The sequence below is a fragment of the Peribacillus butanolivorans genome, assembly GCF_001273755.1.
Taxonomy (GTDB): domain Bacteria; phylum Bacillota; class Bacilli; order Bacillales; family DSM-1321; genus Peribacillus; species Peribacillus butanolivorans.
Genome location: NZ_LGYA01000005.1, coordinates 521790 through 541485, shown reverse-complemented (window position 1 = coordinate 541485; position 19696 = coordinate 521790). Strand labels below are relative to the sequence as shown.

Annotated in this window: 23 protein-coding genes; 9 read left to right on the top strand and 14 right to left on the bottom strand. The window is 38.6% G+C overall.

Translation table 11 applies throughout. The features are described from left to right. The first annotated feature begins 47 nt into the window (after nucleotides 1-47). The gene (locus tag AKG34_RS24620; RefSeq protein WP_053348761.1) at nucleotides 48-1334 is read left to right on the top strand and encodes a glycoside hydrolase family 18 protein; all 1287 of its coding nucleotides are present in this window, start codon (nucleotides 48-50) and stop codon (nucleotides 1332-1334) included. A gap of 547 nt (nucleotides 1335-1881) precedes the next feature. Further along, complete coding sequence (locus tag AKG34_RS24615; RefSeq protein ID WP_083450959.1) at nucleotides 1882-2874, top strand: potassium channel family protein; 993 nt, start codon at nucleotides 1882-1884, stop codon at nucleotides 2872-2874. Here AKG34_RS24615 and AKG34_RS24610 read toward each other — a convergent pair. The 4 genes from AKG34_RS24610 to AKG34_RS24600 all read right to left on the bottom strand — a co-directional run bounded on the left by AKG34_RS24610 (nucleotide 2871) and on the right by AKG34_RS24600 (nucleotide 6487). Continuing rightward, nucleotides 2871-3275, bottom strand: coding sequence for a YugN-like family protein (locus AKG34_RS24610; protein ID WP_053348760.1), 405 nt, complete (start codon nucleotides 3273-3275; stop codon nucleotides 2871-2873). The two genes, AKG34_RS24615 and AKG34_RS24610, sit on opposite strands and share 4 nt — an antisense overlap. A gap of 71 nt (nucleotides 3276-3346) precedes the next feature. Further along, complete coding sequence (locus tag AKG34_RS29115; protein ID WP_162878698.1) at nucleotides 3347-3493, bottom strand: hypothetical protein; 147 nt, start codon at nucleotides 3491-3493, stop codon at nucleotides 3347-3349. A 331-nt stretch (nucleotides 3494-3824) separates the two neighbouring features. After that, nucleotides 3825-5171 carry a glucose-6-phosphate isomerase gene (locus tag AKG34_RS24605; RefSeq protein ID WP_053348759.1) on the bottom strand — a complete coding sequence of 449 codons (1347 nt, stop codon included), beginning with the start codon at nucleotides 5169-5171 and terminating at the stop codon, nucleotides 3825-3827. Between the two features lie 152 nt (nucleotides 5172-5323). Then, complete coding sequence (locus tag AKG34_RS24600; protein ID WP_053348758.1) at nucleotides 5324-6487, bottom strand: iron-containing alcohol dehydrogenase; 1164 nt, start codon at nucleotides 6485-6487, stop codon at nucleotides 5324-5326. 210 nt (nucleotides 6488-6697) lie between these two features. Between AKG34_RS24600 and AKG34_RS24595 the strand changes: the two genes are divergently transcribed. Beyond that, nucleotides 6698-6931, top strand: coding sequence for a DUF378 domain-containing protein (locus AKG34_RS24595; protein ID WP_053348757.1), 234 nt, complete (start codon nucleotides 6698-6700; stop codon nucleotides 6929-6931). Nucleotides 6932-7411: 480 nt separating this feature from the next. Here the strand turns inward: AKG34_RS24595 and yugI are convergent, their stop codons facing one another. Further along, nucleotides 7412-7816 (bottom strand): S1 domain-containing post-transcriptional regulator GSP13, encoded by a 405-nt coding sequence (yugI, locus tag AKG34_RS24590; protein WP_053348756.1) that lies wholly within the window; start codon nucleotides 7814-7816, stop codon nucleotides 7412-7414. A gap of 482 nt (nucleotides 7817-8298) precedes the next feature. On the opposite strand from yugI, the gene AKG34_RS24585 reads away from it, so the two are divergent. Then, nucleotides 8299-8652 (top strand): helix-turn-helix domain-containing protein, encoded by a 354-nt coding sequence (locus tag AKG34_RS24585; RefSeq protein WP_053348755.1) that lies wholly within the window; start codon nucleotides 8299-8301, stop codon nucleotides 8650-8652. Nucleotides 8653-8817: 165 nt separating this feature from the next. Here AKG34_RS24585 and AKG34_RS24580 read toward each other — a convergent pair whose 3' ends face one another. After that, nucleotides 8818-9984, bottom strand: coding sequence for an aminotransferase (locus AKG34_RS24580; RefSeq protein ID WP_053348754.1), 1167 nt, complete (start codon nucleotides 9982-9984; stop codon nucleotides 8818-8820). Further along, a complete protein-coding gene (locus AKG34_RS24575) occupies nucleotides 9981-10481 on the bottom strand; it encodes an Lrp/AsnC family transcriptional regulator (protein WP_053348753.1) in 501 nt (166 codons plus the stop codon). The genes AKG34_RS24580 and AKG34_RS24575 overlap by 4 nt, the downstream gene beginning before the upstream one ends. Nucleotides 10482-10805: 324 nt before the next feature. Between AKG34_RS24575 and AKG34_RS24570 the strand changes: the two genes are divergently transcribed. After that, a complete protein-coding gene (locus AKG34_RS24570; RefSeq protein ID WP_053348752.1) occupies nucleotides 10806-11651 on the top strand; it encodes an alpha/beta fold hydrolase in 846 nt (281 codons plus the stop codon). Between the two features lie 39 nt (nucleotides 11652-11690). Here AKG34_RS24570 and AKG34_RS24565 read toward each other — a convergent pair whose 3' ends face one another. After that, nucleotides 11691-11951 (bottom strand): DUF1871 family protein, encoded by a 261-nt coding sequence (locus tag AKG34_RS24565; protein WP_053348751.1) that lies wholly within the window; start codon nucleotides 11949-11951, stop codon nucleotides 11691-11693. A gap of 103 nt (nucleotides 11952-12054) precedes the next feature. Between AKG34_RS24565 and AKG34_RS24560 the strand changes: the two genes are divergently transcribed. Then, entirely contained in the window at nucleotides 12055-13230 is a 1176-nt protein-coding gene (locus AKG34_RS24560; RefSeq protein ID WP_053348750.1) for a MalY/PatB family protein, read from the top strand. A gap of 48 nt (nucleotides 13231-13278) precedes the next feature. Here the strand turns inward: AKG34_RS24560 and AKG34_RS24555 are convergent, their stop codons facing one another. From AKG34_RS24555 to AKG34_RS24540, 4 genes are all read right to left on the bottom strand, one after another. Then, a complete protein-coding gene (locus tag AKG34_RS24555; RefSeq protein WP_053348749.1) occupies nucleotides 13279-14034 on the bottom strand; it encodes a TraR/DksA C4-type zinc finger protein in 756 nt (251 codons plus the stop codon). Between the two features lie 317 nt (nucleotides 14035-14351). After that, entirely contained in the window at nucleotides 14352-14966 is a 615-nt protein-coding gene (locus AKG34_RS24550) for a PH domain-containing protein (protein WP_053348748.1), read from the bottom strand. A 43-nt stretch (nucleotides 14967-15009) separates the two neighbouring features. Then, the gene (locus AKG34_RS24545) at nucleotides 15010-15486 is read right to left on the bottom strand and encodes a GNAT family N-acetyltransferase (RefSeq protein ID WP_053348747.1); all 477 of its coding nucleotides are present in this window, start codon (nucleotides 15484-15486) and stop codon (nucleotides 15010-15012) included. A gap of 210 nt (nucleotides 15487-15696) precedes the next feature. Next, nucleotides 15697-15921, bottom strand: coding sequence for a hypothetical protein (locus AKG34_RS24540; RefSeq protein ID WP_053348746.1), 225 nt, complete (start codon nucleotides 15919-15921; stop codon nucleotides 15697-15699). Between the two features lie 421 nt (nucleotides 15922-16342). On the opposite strand from AKG34_RS24540, the gene AKG34_RS24535 reads away from it, so the two are divergent. After that, nucleotides 16343-16903: a TetR/AcrR family transcriptional regulator gene (locus AKG34_RS24535; protein ID WP_053348745.1), complete on the top strand. Its 561-nt coding sequence runs from the start codon at nucleotides 16343-16345 to the stop codon at nucleotides 16901-16903. 179 nt (nucleotides 16904-17082) lie between these two features. Further along, on the top strand, nucleotides 17083-17592 hold the full coding sequence (locus tag AKG34_RS24530; protein WP_053348744.1) for a DUF2798 domain-containing protein: 510 nt from the start codon (nucleotides 17083-17085) through the stop codon (nucleotides 17590-17592). 74 nt (nucleotides 17593-17666) lie between these two features. On the opposite strand, the gene AKG34_RS24525 is transcribed toward AKG34_RS24530, so the two are convergent. Further along, nucleotides 17667-18200 (bottom strand): peptidylprolyl isomerase, encoded by a 534-nt coding sequence (locus tag AKG34_RS24525; RefSeq protein ID WP_053348878.1) that lies wholly within the window; start codon nucleotides 18198-18200, stop codon nucleotides 17667-17669. Between the two features lie 235 nt (nucleotides 18201-18435). Between AKG34_RS24525 and AKG34_RS24520 the strand changes: the two genes are divergently transcribed. Further along, nucleotides 18436-18822 carry a kinase-associated lipoprotein KapB gene (locus AKG34_RS24520; RefSeq protein WP_053348743.1) on the top strand — a complete coding sequence of 129 codons (387 nt, stop codon included), beginning with the start codon at nucleotides 18436-18438 and terminating at the stop codon, nucleotides 18820-18822. A 40-nt stretch (nucleotides 18823-18862) separates the two neighbouring features. Here AKG34_RS24520 and kapD read toward each other — a convergent pair whose 3' ends face one another. Then, nucleotides 18863-19486 (bottom strand): 3'-5' exonuclease KapD, encoded by a 624-nt coding sequence (kapD, locus tag AKG34_RS24515; RefSeq protein ID WP_053348742.1) that lies wholly within the window; start codon nucleotides 19484-19486, stop codon nucleotides 18863-18865. Nucleotides 19487-19696 lie beyond the last annotated feature (210 nt).

The window sequence follows — 19696 nt, the reverse complement described above, 5'->3', positions numbered from 1 at the left end:
TTTAGTCTCATAAACTGTTAGGAAACTTTCAGTAGGAGGGAAAAGAATTGCAAATTCATGTGGTTAGGCCAGGCCAGACGTTATTTGGCATCGCCCAGACGTATAGCGTAAGCGTTGACCGGCTCGTGGAAACAAATAAGATCCCTAACCCAAATAATCTTGTTACGGGGCAGGCCCTTGTCATTCCAATTGTCGGCAGTTATTATTTCGTGCAATCCGGCGATAGTTTATCTTCGATATCTAAAAAAGTTGGTGTCCCTGTTCAAGAATTGGCAAATATAAATGGTATTTCCGAAAATCAATCTTTATCCGTTGGATACCGTCTCTACATTCCTGCACGAAAGAAAAGGACAGCTGAATTTAATGGCTATGTCGAGCCACGTGGCACGACCGTCGCACCGGCCCTTGAGACAGCTGCAAGGGAAGCTGCGCCCTATTTAACCTATTTAGCTCCTTTCAGCTTTCAGGCGCTTCGTGACGGCTCCTTAAAGGAGCCATTGCTCAACAACTTTCCTACCATTGCCAAAGAAAATAAAAATGTATTAATGATGGTAATCACGAATCAGGAAAATGACCAATTCAGCGATGAGCTCGGGCAAATCATCTTAACGAATACTTCCATTCAGAATAAGTTCCTGAACAACATCGTTGCAACTGCGAAAAAATATGGTTTCCGGGATATCCACTTTGACTTTGAGTTTTTACGGCCGTCTGATAAAGAAGCCTATAATCAATTTCTCCGAAAAGCCAAGGAACGTTTCAAAAAAGAAGGATGGTTCATATCAACTGCGCTAGCTCCGAAAACAAGTGCAGAGCAAAAAGGACGCTGGTATGAAGCGCATGACTATAAAGCGCATGGTGAAATTGTCGACTTTGTTATCATCATGACATATGAATGGGGATATAGCGGCGGGCCCCCAATGGCTGTATCACCAATAGGCCCTGTCCGCGATGTTCTCGAATATGCCATCACGGATATTCCAGCCAACAAAATCCTGATGGGGCAAAATCTTTATGGCTATGATTGGACATTGCCCTTTGTGCAGGGTTCCATTGCCAAGGCCATCAGTCCACAGCAGGCCATCCAGATTGCAGCAACCAATAACGTATCAATCGAGTATGATGAAAAAGCGCAGGCTCCTCATTTTAGATATACAGACGTTGAGGATAAACAGCATGAGGTCTGGTTTGAAGATGCCCGATCTATTCAGGCAAAGTTTGATTTAATCAAAGAATTGAATCTAAGAGGTATGAGTTATTGGAAGCTCGGTCTAGCCTTCCCTCAAAACTGGCTTCTTATAAGCGATAACTTTAACGTACGAAGAAGGGTTTGAATCGCCAATAGTAAAACTTTCAGGAATATCGCGGAAAGTGCTTGCATATAATCTAACATCGAGCATAAAGTCCAGTTCCAGGATACGTGACTCATCTATAAAAGCCTTCCGTCGTTTAACGGAAGGCTTTTATCATTTTTCCTCCTTAATCACCTGCTGAAGCTTAGGTTTTTTACCTTTTTGATATCAGTCTCGACAAAATCAAGGAATCCATCAAGAAATTTTTTAGTTTGCATTATGAACCCTTGATCTAGAAGGTACTTTGGATCCGATGTCGACATATATAAATGAATTGGATACCTGTTCCATCCACATACACAATCGAATCATCCAGCTCGTTACCTATCACTTAACGCTTTTTATTTACTATTATCAAAAAACTTCATAATACCCAGGTTTTCACCCTCAGATTCTTCTATACTCCTTGTTACTATAATGACAATTTTTTTTTCATGAGAGGACTCATTCAAAATTTGTCCAGCCAAGCCTTATGAGCAAAACCTTTTTTGTCCATACTAAAAAGGACAGCTCGGGGGTGTGAAAAAACATGATTCGAATCAAACCATTCAATACCGTCTTTCCAAGAATTCCGCGTTTTATTAGATTGCTTACTATCATCGCGCTATTTTTACTCTCATTTGGTATTCTGATTCATCTAGTTGAGCCACGGAATTTCCCTACCCTACTTGATGGCATCTATTGGGCAATCGTAACTATGTCAACGGTAGGGTATGGAGATTACACTCCAATGACGAATATTGGAAAGATCATTGGAATATTTCTCATTTTGTCAGGTGCCGGCCTAGTCACTTCTTATTTTGCTTACATTGCTAAAATGTCTATCTCCACTGAACAGCAATATCTAACCGGGAAAAAGGAATTCTCTAGTGGAGGACATATTATCATCGTTGGCTGGAATGGCCGTTCTAAAAGAATCATCAGTGACATTCATGATAGTAAGCATCATCAAGCCATTGTCCTGATAGATGATACGTTACAAAAGCACCCGCTACCCAGAACAAATATCCACTTTGTACAAGGAAAAGCAACCTTAGATTCCGTTTTGCAACAAGCTAATATAAAACAAGCCATACGAGTTCTTATCACTGCTGATCTAAAGCAAAACGAACTTCAAACGGACATGTTCTCGATTTTAACCTTACTTGCGGTCAAAGGACTAAATCCGAATGTGTATTGTCTTGTGGAAATTTTAACGCAGGAACAAAAGGAAAATGCATTACGAGCTGGTGCAGATCGTATCGTAGAAACGAATAAGTTTGCGAGTGAATATATGCAGGATTGTTTATCGAAAGGAATGGAAGGAGAGTTTGAAGAGAAAATAGAAAAGTGGAGTTTGAACATTAAACAGCTGCCCACTCATATCGAATGGACAGGTTTGTCGTTCAAACAATTGAGCGGTAAGTTATTTGATAAAAACATTTTATTAGTCGGTATCATTTCAGGAGGCGAGACAATTATCAAGCCCCCTGCAGATATAATCATTCATCATAATGACACCCTACTAATCCTTGAAGATTAATGTATTAAAAGCTTTTCCAAATCATGGACTAGTGATTTTCCGTATGAGATATAGTTCTCCGGAAACTCCGCATCTGGATTTTCCGGTTCAGCAAACTGATTGAAGGAGGCTGCAATGTTACCTATATTTCCTTCATCGTCAGTACCATCCTCGTACTTATGAGCTAACAAAAACGGTTGTAAAAGTTCTACCATCACCCCATCCGTATCAAGAGACCCATCAACAGCCTTGAAAGGAATTCTTAAAAATTGATAACCATCACTGTCATCCATTTTATAATCAAAAGATCCATGGTCATAGTCCCAGCCTCCGCCTATCACATAGCCTTCTGGTTTTAACTTCGTCTCCAGATCAAATAAACCGAATGTTTTCCCTTCCAACTCAGAAGATATTTTAATCATTGTAAAAACCTCTTTCGCTAATTTTTTATTAGCATAACCAAAAAGCCTTTAAAAAAACCTGGGGATTACTACTATTCCTCCCTCGTTTGAGCATAGAGGAGATTAGCTTTGTCACTGATTTCCAAGCTATCCCCACTCTTTTTCGTAGTCTCTTCACCTTTATTGCTTCTTTTGTCTCGTCCATTTGCAATTGCTGTATTTGTCTCAATTTGCTGCATTTCTTGTTGCAGCTGCTGGACCTCATTGCTTCAGCCATTTCATCCGATAGGTAAGCTTCCTGAATATCTGCCTAGAGCTCACTCCTCTGTTTCTCAAGCACTTTGTTGGCACTTGCCAAGCTACCCGTAGCAGAACTTGTAGAACCTGGGTAACTGGAATTCGATGATACTTGCATCAATAATCCCTCACTTCCATTTTAATATTTTGATTACCATTATCAGGGATGTATTTTAACTTCCCCTTGATTTACATTTACTAAAATTAGATAAAAACAAAAAAGGTATCAGCTTGGACAGTGTTATCCAGCTTGATACCTTTTTTAATAAATGATTATAGGCGCTGTTCGAGCTCCTCTTTTTTCTTTTCATAACCTGGTTTACCTAGAAGGGCAAACATGTTCACCTTATACGCTTCCACTCCAGGCTGATCAAATGGATTGACTCCTAGTAGGTAACCGCTCATCGCACAAGCTTTCTCGAAGAAATATACGAGATAGCCAAATGTATACGCATCTAGCTGCGGCACCGATAAAATCAGATTTGGAACACCACCGTCTGTATGAGCTAACAGCGTACCTTCGAAAGCTTTATTATTGACAAATTGCACCGTTTCTCCCGCCAAATAATTCAAACCATCCAAGTCATTGTCCGCTTCCTCAATTAAAATTTCATGACGGGCTTTTTCCACTTTGATGACCGTTTCAAAAAGATCGCGGCGTCCTTCCTGAACATACTGTCCTAATGAATGCAGGTCAGTTGAAAAGTTGGCGGATGCAGGGAAAATTCCTTTTTGGTCTTTCCCTTCACTCTCTCCGAATAACTGCTTCCACCACTCGGAAAAGTACTGAAGTCCAGGCTCATAGTTTATCAGCATTTCAATAGTCTTACCTTTATTGTATAGAACGTTGCGGACCACTGCATATTGGTATGCCTGATTATCAGCTAGCTCAGAAGAACTGAAGTCCACTCTTGCATGTTCGGCACCCTCCATGATTTGGTCGATATCTGCACCGCTCACTGCAATTGGAAGCAACCCTACTGCTGTTAATACTGAATAACGGCCACCAACATCGTCAGGAATAACGAAGGTTTGGAAGCCCTCTTCAGTTGCTACCGTTTTTAAAGCGCCCTTTTCTTTATCAGTGGTCGCATAAATCCGGCCTTTCGCTTCTTCGACACCATATTTTTGTTCGAGCAGTTTCCGGAAAATTCGGAACGCAAGAGCAGGTTCAGTTGTCGTGCCCGATTTTGAAATTACATTGATTGAGAAATCCTTATCCGCCAATAAATCCATAACATCTTGCATATATGTAGAGCTGATATTGTTACCGACAAATATAATTTGTGGTGTATTTCTTTTATCCGAAGGCAAAAGATTATAAAAACTATGTTGAAGCATCTCAATGGCAGCACGTGCCCCTAAGTAGGATCCGCCAATTCCGATAACCAATAACACATCTGAATCATCTTTTATTTTAGCGGCAGCTTTTTTAATCCTTGAGAATTCTTCCTTATCATAATTAGCAGGTAAATCAATCCAGCCAAGATACTCATTGCCCGCCCCTGTCTGTTCATGCAGAGAATGGTGTGCCACTTTTACAGCATCCTGTAAATAAGTCATTTCATGCTTTCCAAAAAACGGTAGAGCCTTTGAATAATCGAAATGTAAATGGGCCAAGCCAATTCCTCCTCTAATTTAAAGTTTCTCTTTCACTTTATCTGATGTATTAATCATAATCAAGAAATCGATAAAGTAAACATCAGATTATACCCTTGTTCAAGAAGTTCTCTCACCTTTTGTGGTGGGAGAACTCAGCTTTATAACTCGAATTATAACGATGCCCGTAAAATGGCATGAACATCTTCGCGATTCAACACTTTAAATTGGCCAAAATCTCCTCTGCTCATGGCTTTATCAGCCATGATCTCTAACTGCGAGTCGTCGATACCATAATCCGCAAGACGTGTCGGCGCCCCTAAGCTGCTCCAAAATGTACGAAGTCGTTCAATGCCCTCAAGCGCAGCTTCCTCATCCGTTTTACCTTTCGGATCTACATTAAATACGCGGACTGCAACCTGCTTGAAACGGTTGACATTTTCATGGAGCACATGTTTCATCCAATTTGGAAATAAGATAGCCAATCCTCCAGCATGGGGGATATCATATACCGCCGAAACTGCGTGTTCAATATTATGTGTAGCCCAATCACCGTTGTAACCAACCCCTAGAGATCCATTTAAGGCAAGGGTTCCCGCATATAATACCGTAGCCCGATGCTCATAATTCTCCAGGTCTTCCAATAGTTTTGGAGCCGTTTCGATGACCGTCAACAAGAGAGATTCACAAAAACGGTCCTGAAGAGGTGCATGGGTTTCTGGATGAAAATATGATTCAAACACATGTGACATCATATCAACCATCCCGTAGACCGTTTGATTTTTTGGAACTGAAAAAGTATTTACGGGATCTAAAATGGAGAATTGCGGATAAACTAAAGGACTTCCCCATCCGTATTTCTCTTTCGTTTCCCAATTTGTTATGACAGAACCTGGATTTGCTTCAGAACCAGTTGCAGCTAAAGTCAGCACTGTTCCAAACGGAAGGGCTTCATTCACTGGTGCCTTTTTAATTACGAGATCCCATGGGTCTCCCTTATATTTCGCACCTGCAACAATGGCCTTTGTAGCGTCAATAACGCTTCCTCCGCCAACTGCAAGTACAAAGTCGATTTGATGCTCTTTACAAAGCTCCACACCTTTACGGACTGTAGAAATGCGTGGATTCGGTTCAACTCCGGCAAGTTCATGTACTTCCGCATTAATCTCCCCTAATGCTGTGATTACCTTATCATACAGACCATTTTTCTTTATACTTCCACCGCCGTATACAAGTAACACTTTATCACCAAAGGGTGGAATTTCTGCTTTTAGACTTTCAAGCTGATTTTTCCCAAAAATTAATTTAGTAGGATTTTTATAAGTAAAATTCTCCAATGCATTCTCTCCTTTTATGACACATTGTCCTCTTTTTCAGGCCACGATATCCACCTCTTGGGCAATGGTGAGTTTTTTCTTTTCTTCATTATGCCGAAAGTTCCATATAAATACAAAGTATCCGTTCGGAAGTTTTGTCCGGATGTATATTTGCATGGTGAAAAAGCATGATAAATAAAGAACTACCTTATTAAAAAAGGAGGCTGTACAATGAGTGGAATACAAAGAACTGCACTTGTTTTTACAATTATCGGTGCCTTGAATTGGGGATTAATCGGGTTTTTCCAATTCGATTTAGTTGCTTCTATCTTCGGCGGACAAGATGCTGCATTGGCCCGTATCGTTTATGGAATAGTAGGAATTTCCGGTCTTATTAACCTTGGTCTTCTCTTCAAACCAAGTCCTGAAGTTTCAAGAGAGCCTGAAGCTAAACCAACTCGTTGAAAGTCTTAAGTCTATAGATAATTTGTTTGTCCTATAAACAAAGCCGGTCCATGATAACCTCATGCCCCGGCTTTATTTTAATTAATACTTTTTTTCAATGCGTAATCAATTTCTGGCTTATCAATTACATCGGAGGTACAAATCGAATGATGTTTTCGCATTTTCTTACAGCTTTACAGAGTTTATATCCGGCTTCAATTCTTCTTCAATCACAAGCAAACATTTTCCACCTAACTTAATTTATCAGCAATAAAAACCAGAGGAATTCATCTCTATATTCCGTATTGGAGAGCGACATGGCTGTCGTCGTCCGACCATGAAAGTTCCCGATAGAGGCAATTATTTTCACCGTTCAAACAGAGATAACCCGCACTTTGGCGAGTTGATGGTTTGAGTATGAAGGGTCGAAATGCTATATGAAATATAATGCTAATAAGCACAAAAAAACCGACTGATCAAATGATCTGTCGGTTAAAAAAATTATTTTTTGATTAGGTCTTCGCGTTGAGATTGCTCAATCCAAGCTTGAAGTTTGTCTTTCAAAGAGTTGAAGCCTTCAGTAGATTCGATGTGAGATGTTGCTTTAACAGATGCTTGGCGTTTTTTCGGAGCTTTTTTCGGAGCTTCAGTACGCTCAGGAGCTTCTTCTGTTGCGCGGATCGATAAGCCAATTTTTCCAGCACCTGAATCGATAGAAAGCACTTTAACTTTTACTTCATCGCCCACTTTTAAATGTTCGTTAATATCTTTTACGAATCCGTGAGTAATTTCAGAAATATGAACTAAACCTTGAGTTGAATCATCTAGAGCAACAAATGCACCGTATGGTTGAATACCAGTTACTTTGCCAGTAACTACCGCACCAATTTCGAATTTTTCAGACATGGTAACACTCCTATTTTATATATATTTTTTCGTCTTTTCACGCAATAAAAAATTATATCACATAATTGGAAAATAATCAAAGTTAAGTATATCATACTTTTTAGGTTTTTACTCAATAAAAATGTTTGTTTTTTGGAAATACTTATTATTATAAGATTGTTATTTATAACTTAACCTAAAAATATGCAATTAAACATGATTTCCTTTAACATATTCACTTATTTTTCTAAAGATTGTAATTTTAAAACACTACCTAGTGTTGAAGAGTTTGGTATTTCTTGATTCGCTACATCGTACCAATCATGATTATCCCCGTGTTTCTCAAGTCGATAAATCTAATGTAACATCCCAAATACGCCGCTTCGATATTTTCTCGATGTGGCGTTTTTTCACAAAACATACATATTCATTCACTTTACTTATACTATAATATGGTAAAATAATCATATAAAGAATATTTCCTGATAAAGGAGTGCTTGACAATGTCAAATATCGCGAAGAACATCCGTCAGTACCGAGAAGATCATAACCTCACTCAACAGGAACTGGCTTTAAAATTACGTATTGGCACCAAGAAAATTGAAATGTATGAATCAGGTGAGTCAGTCCCTGATACACAAACCATTTTGCGGCTTTCTACCGTTCTTGATATTCCAGCTTCAGAATTTTTAAAAGTTAGTCCAACAGTGAATGCCGCTGGTGTTGACGAGGAAATCGAAAAGCTAATTGAGGAGATCGGAACCGAAAAGGCAATACTTATCCTAAGAACAGCTAAAGATTTTAGTGAAGAACAAATTCTGAATGTTATGAATAAATTATATAACACACAAACTTAATTTAAAAAAACGCTGGTTGTACATGTATTTTTTTCCAAATTATCGGATATACTATGATTAACACTTTCTATGTTAATCCATTAGATTAACTCTTTTTTCTAATTCCCCCTATGGAAAAGGGATCCGTCGTAAGTAACGACAGATCCCTATTTTTTTTGCTTTTATTCAACTATGATTCTTCATGAAACGTTCCATTCTTTTCAGTGCTTCTTGAAGATGCTCCATGGAAGAAGCGTAAGAACAACGGATATGCCCTTCACCGCTTTCCCCAAATACATCTCCCGGCACAACAGCAACTAGTTCTTCCTTCAGAAGTCTTTCTGCAAATTCCATCGAAGTCATCCCTGTTTTTTCGATAGATGGAAAAGCATAAAAGGCCCCTCCTGGTTTATGGCAGTCCAGACCGATGTCATTGAACGATTTCACTATATAATTCCTTCTTCTTCGATAACTCCTTCGCATCTCTTCCACATCTTGCATCCCGTGCTTTAATGCTTCCAATGCAGCATGCTGCGCCATAGTTGGGGCACACATCATCGCATATTGGTGAAGCTTCAGCATTGCTTCAGAAATTTCTTTAGGCGCACATACAAATCCTAGACGCCATCCAGTCATCGCAAAACCTTTAGAAAATCCATTGATTACGATTGTACGTTCCATCATGCCATCAATAGCTGCAAAAGAAGTGAATACTTCATCATAAGCAAGCTCCGCATAGATTTCATCGGAAATAACTAGCAAATCATGTTTTTTAACGATATCAGCAAGCATCACTAATTCTGCCTGCTCAAGTTGAGTACCTGTAGGGTTATTCGGCGAACAAATTAAAACGGCCTTCGTTTTAGGAGTAATCGCCGCTTCAAGTTGTTCGGGTGTTAACTTAAAGTCATCATCCTTAGAGGTTTGAACCGTGACTGGGATTCCCCCTGCCATGGTCACTAGGGGTGCATAGGCGACAAAACAAGGTTCGACAACGATAACTTCTTCACCTGGATTCAAAATAGTTCTCAGCGTAATATCGAGCGCCTGGCTTGCTCCAACCGTTACAATAATTTGATCCTCAGGTCTATACGAAACATGGAACTGCTTCTCCATATATTTGCTGATCTCTGACCTTAATTCAAATAATCCGGCATTAGCTGTATATGAGGTATATCCTTCCTCCAATGAGTTGATAGCTGCTTCCCTTACTGCCCATGATGTAACGAAATCCGGTTCACCTACACCAAGTGAGACGACACCCTCCAAATTGGCAGCCAAGTCGAAGAAGCGGCGAATTCCTGATGGTTTTAGCTCTGCAATCGTCCTTGAAACATAACTCGTTTTAATCATGGTGACACCACTATCCGCTTATCTTCTTCAGTTTGATCAAATATAGTGCCGTCATGCTTGTATTTTTTCATTATAAAGTGAGTCGTAGTAGATATAACAGAATCAAGTGTCGAAAGTTTTTCTGATACAAAACTTGCCACTTCATTCATCGAACGTCCCTCAACGATGACGGAAAGATCATAGGCTCCAGACATTAAATAGACGGACTCTACTTCTTTAAACCGGTAAATTCGTTTTGCGACCTCATCGAAACCAACACCGCGTTTTGGTGTTACTTTTACATCAATCATCGCAGTGACACCATGGTATTCATCCACTTTTGCCCAGTTAATAACTGTTAAATAACGGACAATCACACGCATGTCTTCTAATTTCTTCAATGTTACTTCAATGTCCGCTTCTGATAACTCGGTCATTTTCGCCAAATCCTTAAGATCAATCCGGCTGTTATTTTCAATGATTCTCAAGACTTCCAATTCCTCTTCATTCAAGTGCATTGGAAAACCCCCCTTTTGGAATTCACTATTTTAGACGTGATGTTTGGCTGGCAGATAGTCTGATGAATTACCTTATTAGACTTTTATAAAATCAAGTACGACAATATAAATTAATAAGTCCTATTCTGTCAGGATAAACTTACACTATTATATCAAAATTGATTGAAAACCTGTTATAGTAATTGTCTTTTTTCATGGTTATTATTACAATTACTGTTATGCAACAGCATTAAAGAACAGAATTTTTGGATTTTCAGGGAAAATCTGTGATTGAGACAATATCTCTTTATTTAGATGAGAAATAATAATAGAGAAGGGGTTCATATGGAAGGTCATACAATTAAAGGCATTGAACAGGTGGGAAATATTGATATCTATTTTGAATATGATCAAATTAATGATTCCTTTCCGACCCTTGTTTTACTGCATGGGTTTTTATCATCCAGCTTCAGCTTCCGTAAATTAGTACCTTATTTAATCCAAGATTTCAATGTGATCTCGATAGATCTTCCTCCATTCGGTCAAAGCGGGAAAGCTTATCGATATACATATTCTTTCCAGAATATCGCCAAATCCGTTGTCCAGTTTTTAGAAGGCAAAAACATCAGGCAATTTAGTATCATCGGGCACTCTATGGGTGGCCAGGTTTCCTTGCAACTCATTAAATCACATCCGGACCTGGTCGAACATGCCATTCTCCTTGCCGGTTCAGGCTATCAGCCTAGCTATTCAGAAAAAATGAAGATGATTAGCTACCTGCCTTTCTTTTCGTTCGGAATAAAACGGTATCTACAAAAGTCGGGGATAGAAAAGAACTTGAAAAACGTTGTTCATAATCAAGCCATGATTGATGATGAAATGCGGCAAGGCTATCTAGAACCATTCATTAAGAATCATGATATATTTCGTGCGCTAGGAAGGATGCTACGCGATAAGGAAGTCGATTTATTAGAGGAGGACCTTTATTCGATTCAAACGCCTTGTCTGCTTGTTTGGGGGCGGCATGATAACGTAGTACCCCTGAAGATTGGTGAAAGGTTACATAGAGACCTTCCTAATTCAAAACTTGCCGTCTTAGAAAATTCAGGACATCTGCTTCCAGAGGAGAAGCCCGAAGAAGTGTATCACTTAATTAAGGAATTTTTAAGGACACCGACTATCCAAACATAAAAGAGGATGACCCTTATTTCGGGTCATCCTTCACTGTCTTTAGATCGAGCAGCTGGCATCATTCTTTATGATTAGCAGCTTCTTTGCAACATCCAGACATTTTTCCATTATAACGGGCGCATCAAATGCGAACTCATAGATAGATTTTATTTTTTTCGCCAGTTCCTGTGGGTTATCTATATCTCGGATTGCAACAACTGTATCCGCAATTTCCGGCTCATATAGTTCCCCGCCAATCTGGAAAGGGTCCCATTCTTGCAAAACGGCAACCAACGCTAAATTCATTTGCTGTGTATCCATATAATCATCACCTGCTCAATATATTCAGAGAACATGATATCATAGTATCATAACAACACGCTTTTCGCGAAGACGACAAATTTTTAAATCGGTGGTGGATATTTTGAAAGAGTCAATTTTTGAAGAACACATTAACAGGGAAAATACAGGATCAGTAAAATGGGATAAAAACTCGCTTAAATCACTGTATGGAAGAGAAGATGTACTGCCAATGTGGGTTGCCGATATGGATTTCCCTTCTCCTAAGGGCATTCAAAAAGCGTTAATTGAACGCCTGAATCATCCGATTTTCGGTTATACCGTCCCTTCCGAAACGGTTTTCACCGAAATTCAAAGCTGGCTTAGTGACCAGCACTCCTGGCCCATCACAAAGGAATGGATCTCATTTAGCTCTGGCGTCGTTTCAGCCATCGGTACAACTATCCAAGCATTCACGAACCCGGGTGATAAAATATTGGTACAATCACCCGTCTATACACCATTTTTTGATATGATCAAAAATAATGACCGTGAAGTGGTCAATAGTCCGCTTATCATAGAAGACGATCGCTTTAAGATTGATTTTACGGATTTTGAAGACAAGCTGAAAAGTGGAGTGAAACTATTCCTGTTTTGCAGCCCACATAATCCCGGCGGACGCGTCTGGACAAAAGACGAACTCCTGCGGATTGGCGAGCTCTGCGTAAAATATAATGTAATCATAGTCAGTGATGAGATTCACGCTGACTTATTCCATTCAACATCCAGACATTATCCCATCGCCTCACTTTCAGAACAATTATCGGACATAACAGTTACGTTAATGGCACCAAGTAAAACATTCAATATTGCCGGCATTCAAGCTTCATTCCTGATCACCAGTAATGAAAAACTGCAAAAGCAATTGCAAAAGGCTCAAACGAAACTGGCCTTTCATGGACTGAACATCCTAGCTTTAACAGCTATGGAAGCCGCGTATCGAGAAGGCTTACCCTGGCTGAAAGACATGATTGCTTACATCGAGGAGAATATAAAAGTGGCAGAGGAATTCATTGCTGCTGAAATTCCTGCACTGCATGTCATGCATCCGGATGCCTCTTACCTTTTATGGATTGACTGCCGTGATCTAGGATTGAACGACAAGGAAATTAAGGAACGACTGATCCATCAAGGGAAGCTCGCATTAGAGCCTGGTTCAAAATATGGCCCAGGTGGAGAAGGTTTCGTCCGGATGAATATTGGTTGTTCACGCAGTGTGCTGTTGGATGGGCTTAATCGATTAAAATTGGCTTTTTCATAAGAAATAACAAAGAACCAGGTTTGAAGCCTGGTTCTTTGCTTTTTTCTATTAGTCCTTCTCTTCTTCTACATATGGATCATGCTCATAACGAGGCAGATCCCCAATCGATGTTTGTATATTTTCTTCAATAAGTGTTTCCTTCAATTCTTGATACTGGGAGTTAGGATAGACCGTTATCTCCTTACCGTATATATCCACGCCAACAAAATTTTCATAATCTTCAACATACCCAATATTTTCTTCAGACTCGACATACATATCTTCATAATCGTTAGGAGGATAAGCAAAATCAGAAGGCGTTTCAGATGTTCCATAGCTAGCAACTTCCTGCCATGAATCCTCCGCATCGAATGCAACCGATTCGTCCCGCCCATCATAATCAAACCTTCCAAATGGAGGTCCCAACACTTCCTCTTCTACCGGCCGATTGTCAGAAGTTTCTTGAGATGGCGAATGTTCGACACAAAAGGTAGTCGTCGGGATAATGCTCAAACGGTCAAGAGGAATCTCTTTTGAACAAACTTCACATTTCCCATACTCTCCTGCATCAATTGCTTGAAGGGCTCGATTAATATCCCTAATTTCATCTCGGACATGCTCACCCAGCGCCAAATCTTTTTCACGCTCATATAATTCTGTTCCTTGATCACCAGGATGATTATCATAGCTCGATAACTCACCAGTCGAATCATCTTGACTTCTTCTTAAACCAAAGTCACCCGAGTCATTTAATTGCTTTTCCAACTCCTGCTTTGTGTGCTGCAATTGCTGTTGAAAGCTTTTTATTTGCTGATTAGATAGCATGTGCAACATCCTTTCATAATCGTTCTTTTCTCTAGTATTTCTATCTTTACTTCATTCCATAAAGGTACTTTTTACCTCAAGAATAAATCGGGAGAGAGAACAAAAACTAATAAAATTCAAAAAGATGGGCTTTTCATGTGATTTTCCAAAGAGGATTAATTAACATGATCGTTCCGGACAATTCGGTGAGATGCAGATGATGATGCAATATCCGTATCAAAGCGTAACCTTTCGTGTAAGTCTAAACAATAGGGGATCGTGGGGGGATTGGCTTAAATAAAATAAGGCGGACACATCATTCTGTGTTCGCCTCTTTTTTAATTATTGATATATTTTTCAAAAACATAGCCGAAATCTTTAATATGATACTTTTTCCGGCTGTCCATCAACCATTCAAAAGCAGCGGAATTAATATCCTTAAAACTCGCGGCCATTTGACTTCCTTCAGTCCGAACCTGGTTCAAAGTGGAAGAAGCAAGGTTTACACTTTGTTGGGCATATTGAAGGGCATACTCATTTTCATGACAAATTTCCGATATTTTAACAAGTGATTTGAACAAGTCCTTTAATTCTTCGATGAATTTTTTATGAACATCAATGGAAAAAGTTTTTGCCCCAATCGAAAATTTAATTTCTGCATCTAAATCCACGGTGCCTGCCGTTTCAAGGGTCACGTTGGAAATATTATGCTGGCTATAGCTATACCTTGTAAGTGTACGCTTTTTACTAATGGCACTTGTACCATCCAAATGGATAAACGCCTGATTCGTAAAACAGTATTCATCGGTTTTCGATTTAATCAGGAAATAAATTTTTTCCTCATCTTCGTGCATGATGTAATCATCTGCATCCACCTTGTCATAGTCGGCAGGCTTAATCACACTTCCGATATCACTGAGACCAAGTGCATCAGCCGCAATTTTCTTAAACAAATTCCATTCCTCCTCTATTCATACTCAGTTAAATTCTACCATATTATAAAAATTTCTCTAGTATTATCTCATCTCGTACCGGAATTCCATCAAAGCTGTAAAATGGGATTTCAGGCTTGATTTTCCTTGATTCTTCGACTGCATTTTTCACAATTTCTGAAATGACATAGCCACGCTTTTGGAAAAACTTCAATGCCTGTAAATTATCATTGGTTGTAATCGCTTTAATAGTATGGCAATTTTTTTCTTTTGCAATATTTTCTATCACATAAAGCAACGATGAGCCCACACCTTGCTTCTCGTGCTCACTATTCAAAGAAATGATCTGACATACCTGATTGGCCATTTTATATGTCCCTAATCCCGTGATTTTTTCATTCTCATCCATCACCCCAAATCCCTCAAGTTCTGCATAATGAAACAAGCCTCTAGAAAAAACGACTTGAGTCGTTTCCCAATGCTGCATGAAAAAACTCTTAACCGTATCTGCCGCAATCATTCTTTTAGCTACGATTTGCATAACAATTTACGCCCCCAAAAATTCTATCTATATCCTTATAGTATAAAATGCTTATGCTGATAAAGGAACAGTTTATTATGTATACAGGGACTTTACAACCTATTATCAAAATCGAATCCCATTCATAACGGGATAATTAATGTTCAAATTACCAATAGAATATAATAAAAAACTGCAATCTCTCATGAATGAGCTCGCAGCTTTTTTAGGTTAAGAAAGAGAATCATCCTTTATGCGTTGATTTCTTTTAGTGACTTCATCTTCAAATTGTTTTGTTTTCATTTCTTCTTTTTTTGAATATTTTATGATGGCTCGCATCGTAAAAACAGCTGCAATTAAAAAGATGAAACATGTTATACCTGCCGAGATATATTCAGTCTTGTCCTCTGGAAAGTAAAGAAACAAACCTAATAAAGTATGATTAAGAAAGTCCATCCGATACATCCTTCCTGATAGAAAATAACTTCTTTATGTCATTATAACAATTACCAGAACAATCCACTAGTGGGCCAAATCCACTAAAACTTAAAAAAACGAGAGGTATCAAACCCCTCGCTTCCCTTTGACGATTATTAAATGGTAATACCCTTGATGACTACGTCTACAGCTGGTTTATCTCCAGCCACTGCTCAACGTTAGCGATCATGTCGACAACATCCATTAAGTAAGGTGAAATAGAAGGATATTTTGAAGTGGTTTGAGGAAGGGTAGAAGGAAAAAGTTTTTTAGGGATACACCAATAATTGTGTATAAATCGTGAAAACCATTACTGTTAGAGAGTTAAAAATGTCTTGACTTATAAAATGTTATTTTGATATATTTAAAAACAGACCGGTTGGTATGGAGGGTGTTTATTATGGATACGAAATCGCGGATAATCGACATCGCGACAAGTCTTTTCCAGAAAAAAGGATATTTGGGAGTAGGATTAAACGAAATTTTAAAAGCATGTAACATTTCAAAAGGTTCGCTTTATCACCACTTTCCAAACGGAAAAGAAGAATTACTCATCGCTTGTCTTCATTCATTAAATGAAGCAATTACAACGCATATGGAAGAAATTTTTCAAAATTATCCGTCTACTCAAGCAGCTACACAAGCGATGATTGAGGAATTGATCGTTCAATATGATCGAGATGGGATGATTACTGGTTATACATTTAGCAGCATCGTTAGCGAAATGGGATCACTAAGTGAACCAGTCAGAAATGCCTGTGATCAATCTTTCACAAATATTCAAGAGATTTATTCGAACAAGTTAATAGCAGATGGTTTTTCGAAAGAAACAACTGATTCAATTTCTCTAATGATGACAGCTTCTATTGAAGGTGCTATTATGCTTTGTTTAACAAAAAAAACAAGTGATCCACTAAAAATGATTTCACAGGTATTACCAAATTTATTAAATTCGTATTAATAAGTGAATAAACAAATCTAAACAGGGTCTATAATGGCTCTCTTTTAGTAGCTGACTTGTTGGACTTTTTAGTGAATCCGTATTAAATATTGCCTTAGCATTTGTGATGTAAATGCTTTTAAAGCACTAAATCATGTATTGATACTATCTGAAATACTTTTTTGGAAAGGAAGAAAAAAATGAAACTAGAAACAAGATTACCTAGAAACGGTAAAGAAGGAGCGTTGTACGGCGGTATCATTTGTACGCTGACTGTTTTGTTGATGACAACACTAAGTATCATTCTAATTTCAGAAAAATTAGATGGGAATGTTGTATTACTGATACTTAAAACGTTACCGATTATGTGGATTATTGCGATGATTATGGAACCGGTAGTCATAGGTCCTATTGCAGAAAAATTAGTTGGGAAATTTACAGAACCAGCAGATAGCTTTAATGCAAAGATTTTATTTAGGATCTTATTCACTGTATTGGGAATGTCAGCGTGCATGACGCTTATTGGGGATATCGTAGGAAACGGTATTAGTTCAGAAATATTTAGTAGATTTTTAACGAATTGGCCAAGAAATTTCTTAATCGTACTTATAGCTGAGAGTTTAGTGATTCAACCAATTGCAAGATTTGCAATGGTAAAATTACATGCTTATCAAGATAAAAAAAATTATGCATCGATGTTGACAAAATAACATTGTTAAACGAAGGAAAGATTGGAACGCTAGTAAAAACGAGAGGCATCAAGCCCCTCGTTTGATTTTGACGATTATAAAATGGTAATACCCTTAATGACTACGTCAACAGCTGGTTTGTCTCCGGCAACTGTCTCTACGTTAGCAATCGTATCAACAACATCCATGCCTTCGATAACTTGTCCAAAGACAGAGTGTTTATGGTCAAGCCATGGTGTGCCGCCTTGTTCCATATAAGCGTTAATGATTTCTTCCGGATAACCGGCTTGCTTCATTTGTTCACCCATTCTGCTGTCTACGTGCTGTGCTTGAACAACGAAGAATTGGCTGCCATTTGTTCCTGGGCCTGCATTCGCCATGGAAAGAGCTCCTCGCAGATTGAATAATTGCATAGAGAACTCGTCTTCAAATGGAGCGCCCCAAATACTTTCACCACCCATTCCAGTTCCTGTAGGATCACCGCCTTGAAGCATGAAATCTTTGATGACACGATGGAATATAATCCCTTCATAGTAACCGTTTTCAGCATGTGTTAAGAAGTTTTCTACTGTTTTTGGAGCCAGTTCGGGAAACAGTTTAATTTTAATATCACCTTGCGTTGTTTGCATAATGACCGCTTTTTCATTTTCCAATACTTCGTTTGTTAATTGTGGAAAGTTTGTCACAGTTCATAACCTCTTTCTTTTTTAAATAAAATGGCTTACATCTCCATTTTCAACCTTCATTTGTACACTTTACACGATTTTTGTGAAAAAAGCATCTTTGCGAAATTAAACAAATTCGCTGTGAAAAATCGGTGTTCTTATGTATCATGAAGGAAGCTAAAAGAAAGGTGGATGAAAAATGTCCGAACAGGAATTTAACATTGGCGACAAGGTTACTGCCATATATAAAACAGGGAAATACATCGGCGAAATCAATGATATCAGGCCTACTTCATATCTTGTAAAAGTGTTGGCAGTTGTGAAGCATCCCATGCAGGGAGATCTTCATAACCCGAAGCAAACAGAAGTTTCCATGTTTCATCAACGTCGTGCACTTGCATTCCGCGAGAGAACCAATGTACCGAAGAATATGGTCAGGGTCTTTGAAGAGGAAATTCCTGAGTATAAGGAATCATTAAGAGAAGCTGTTGAGAATATGGCACGAACTTTAAGCGAAGTCCACACAGAATGGAATAATAAAAGCTTACAGTTACTTGAAGAGTTAGCAGCGGATTATTTCAAATAAAGCATGATAAAAGCCAAATCAGTAGTAATTGATTTGGCTTTTATAACGCTAAATGATTCAATACCTTCGATAAATCAATGCGATCGCCAATTGTCGTCGGTTCATGATTTTGCATATAACTCTTATCTTTCTCGACTAACTTAAAGATGTTATAGGTCGTAATCGCATCATCAAGGGCTCTGTGATGCTTGCCTGTCCCTTCTTTACCATAGGCCTGTACAGCCTTCCATAATCCGGTTTGATTTTGATCTCCGAAAAAGCGTTTGTATTCCAAGCAAAGATCCACTTGTTTCCCGGAAAAAGGAAACTTTAATCCTGATTTCTGACAGTTCTGCCGTAGTACCTTCATGTCCATATTTCCCCAAGTCACAATTGTCGATGGAGCTTGCTCATCTATTTTCTTCAATAAAGAAACCAACTCTTCAAATGAAATCCCCCGGTCCACCTGATTTTGGGTGATATTCAAGAATTTCTTACATCTTCCCGTTAAGGCTGGAAATTTCAACGGGTTAACAAAGGAAGAGAACTGTTCTTGGATTGTCTCATTTATAACTGAAACTAAACCGACCTCAATAATTTCCGGATAAAACCCTACTGGATTCGCTTTTCCTTCAGGCATCGTAAATTCAAAATCAATGAATATATATTGCTGTTGTTCCTCCATTTTTATGACCCCCTTCTTATTCCTGACATCTTCACACCAACCAAAATTTGGTTTTCAATATTCTCATGAGAATATTATAACAGAAGATTTAGAAAGTTTTTATTGGATTTTACTACCCTAGATATGCTGTGACACTGCGGCTGACGATTCCTAATTTCTTGTAAAACTCTTTATAGTCTTCCTAAATTGGATTATGATGGATTCATAAAT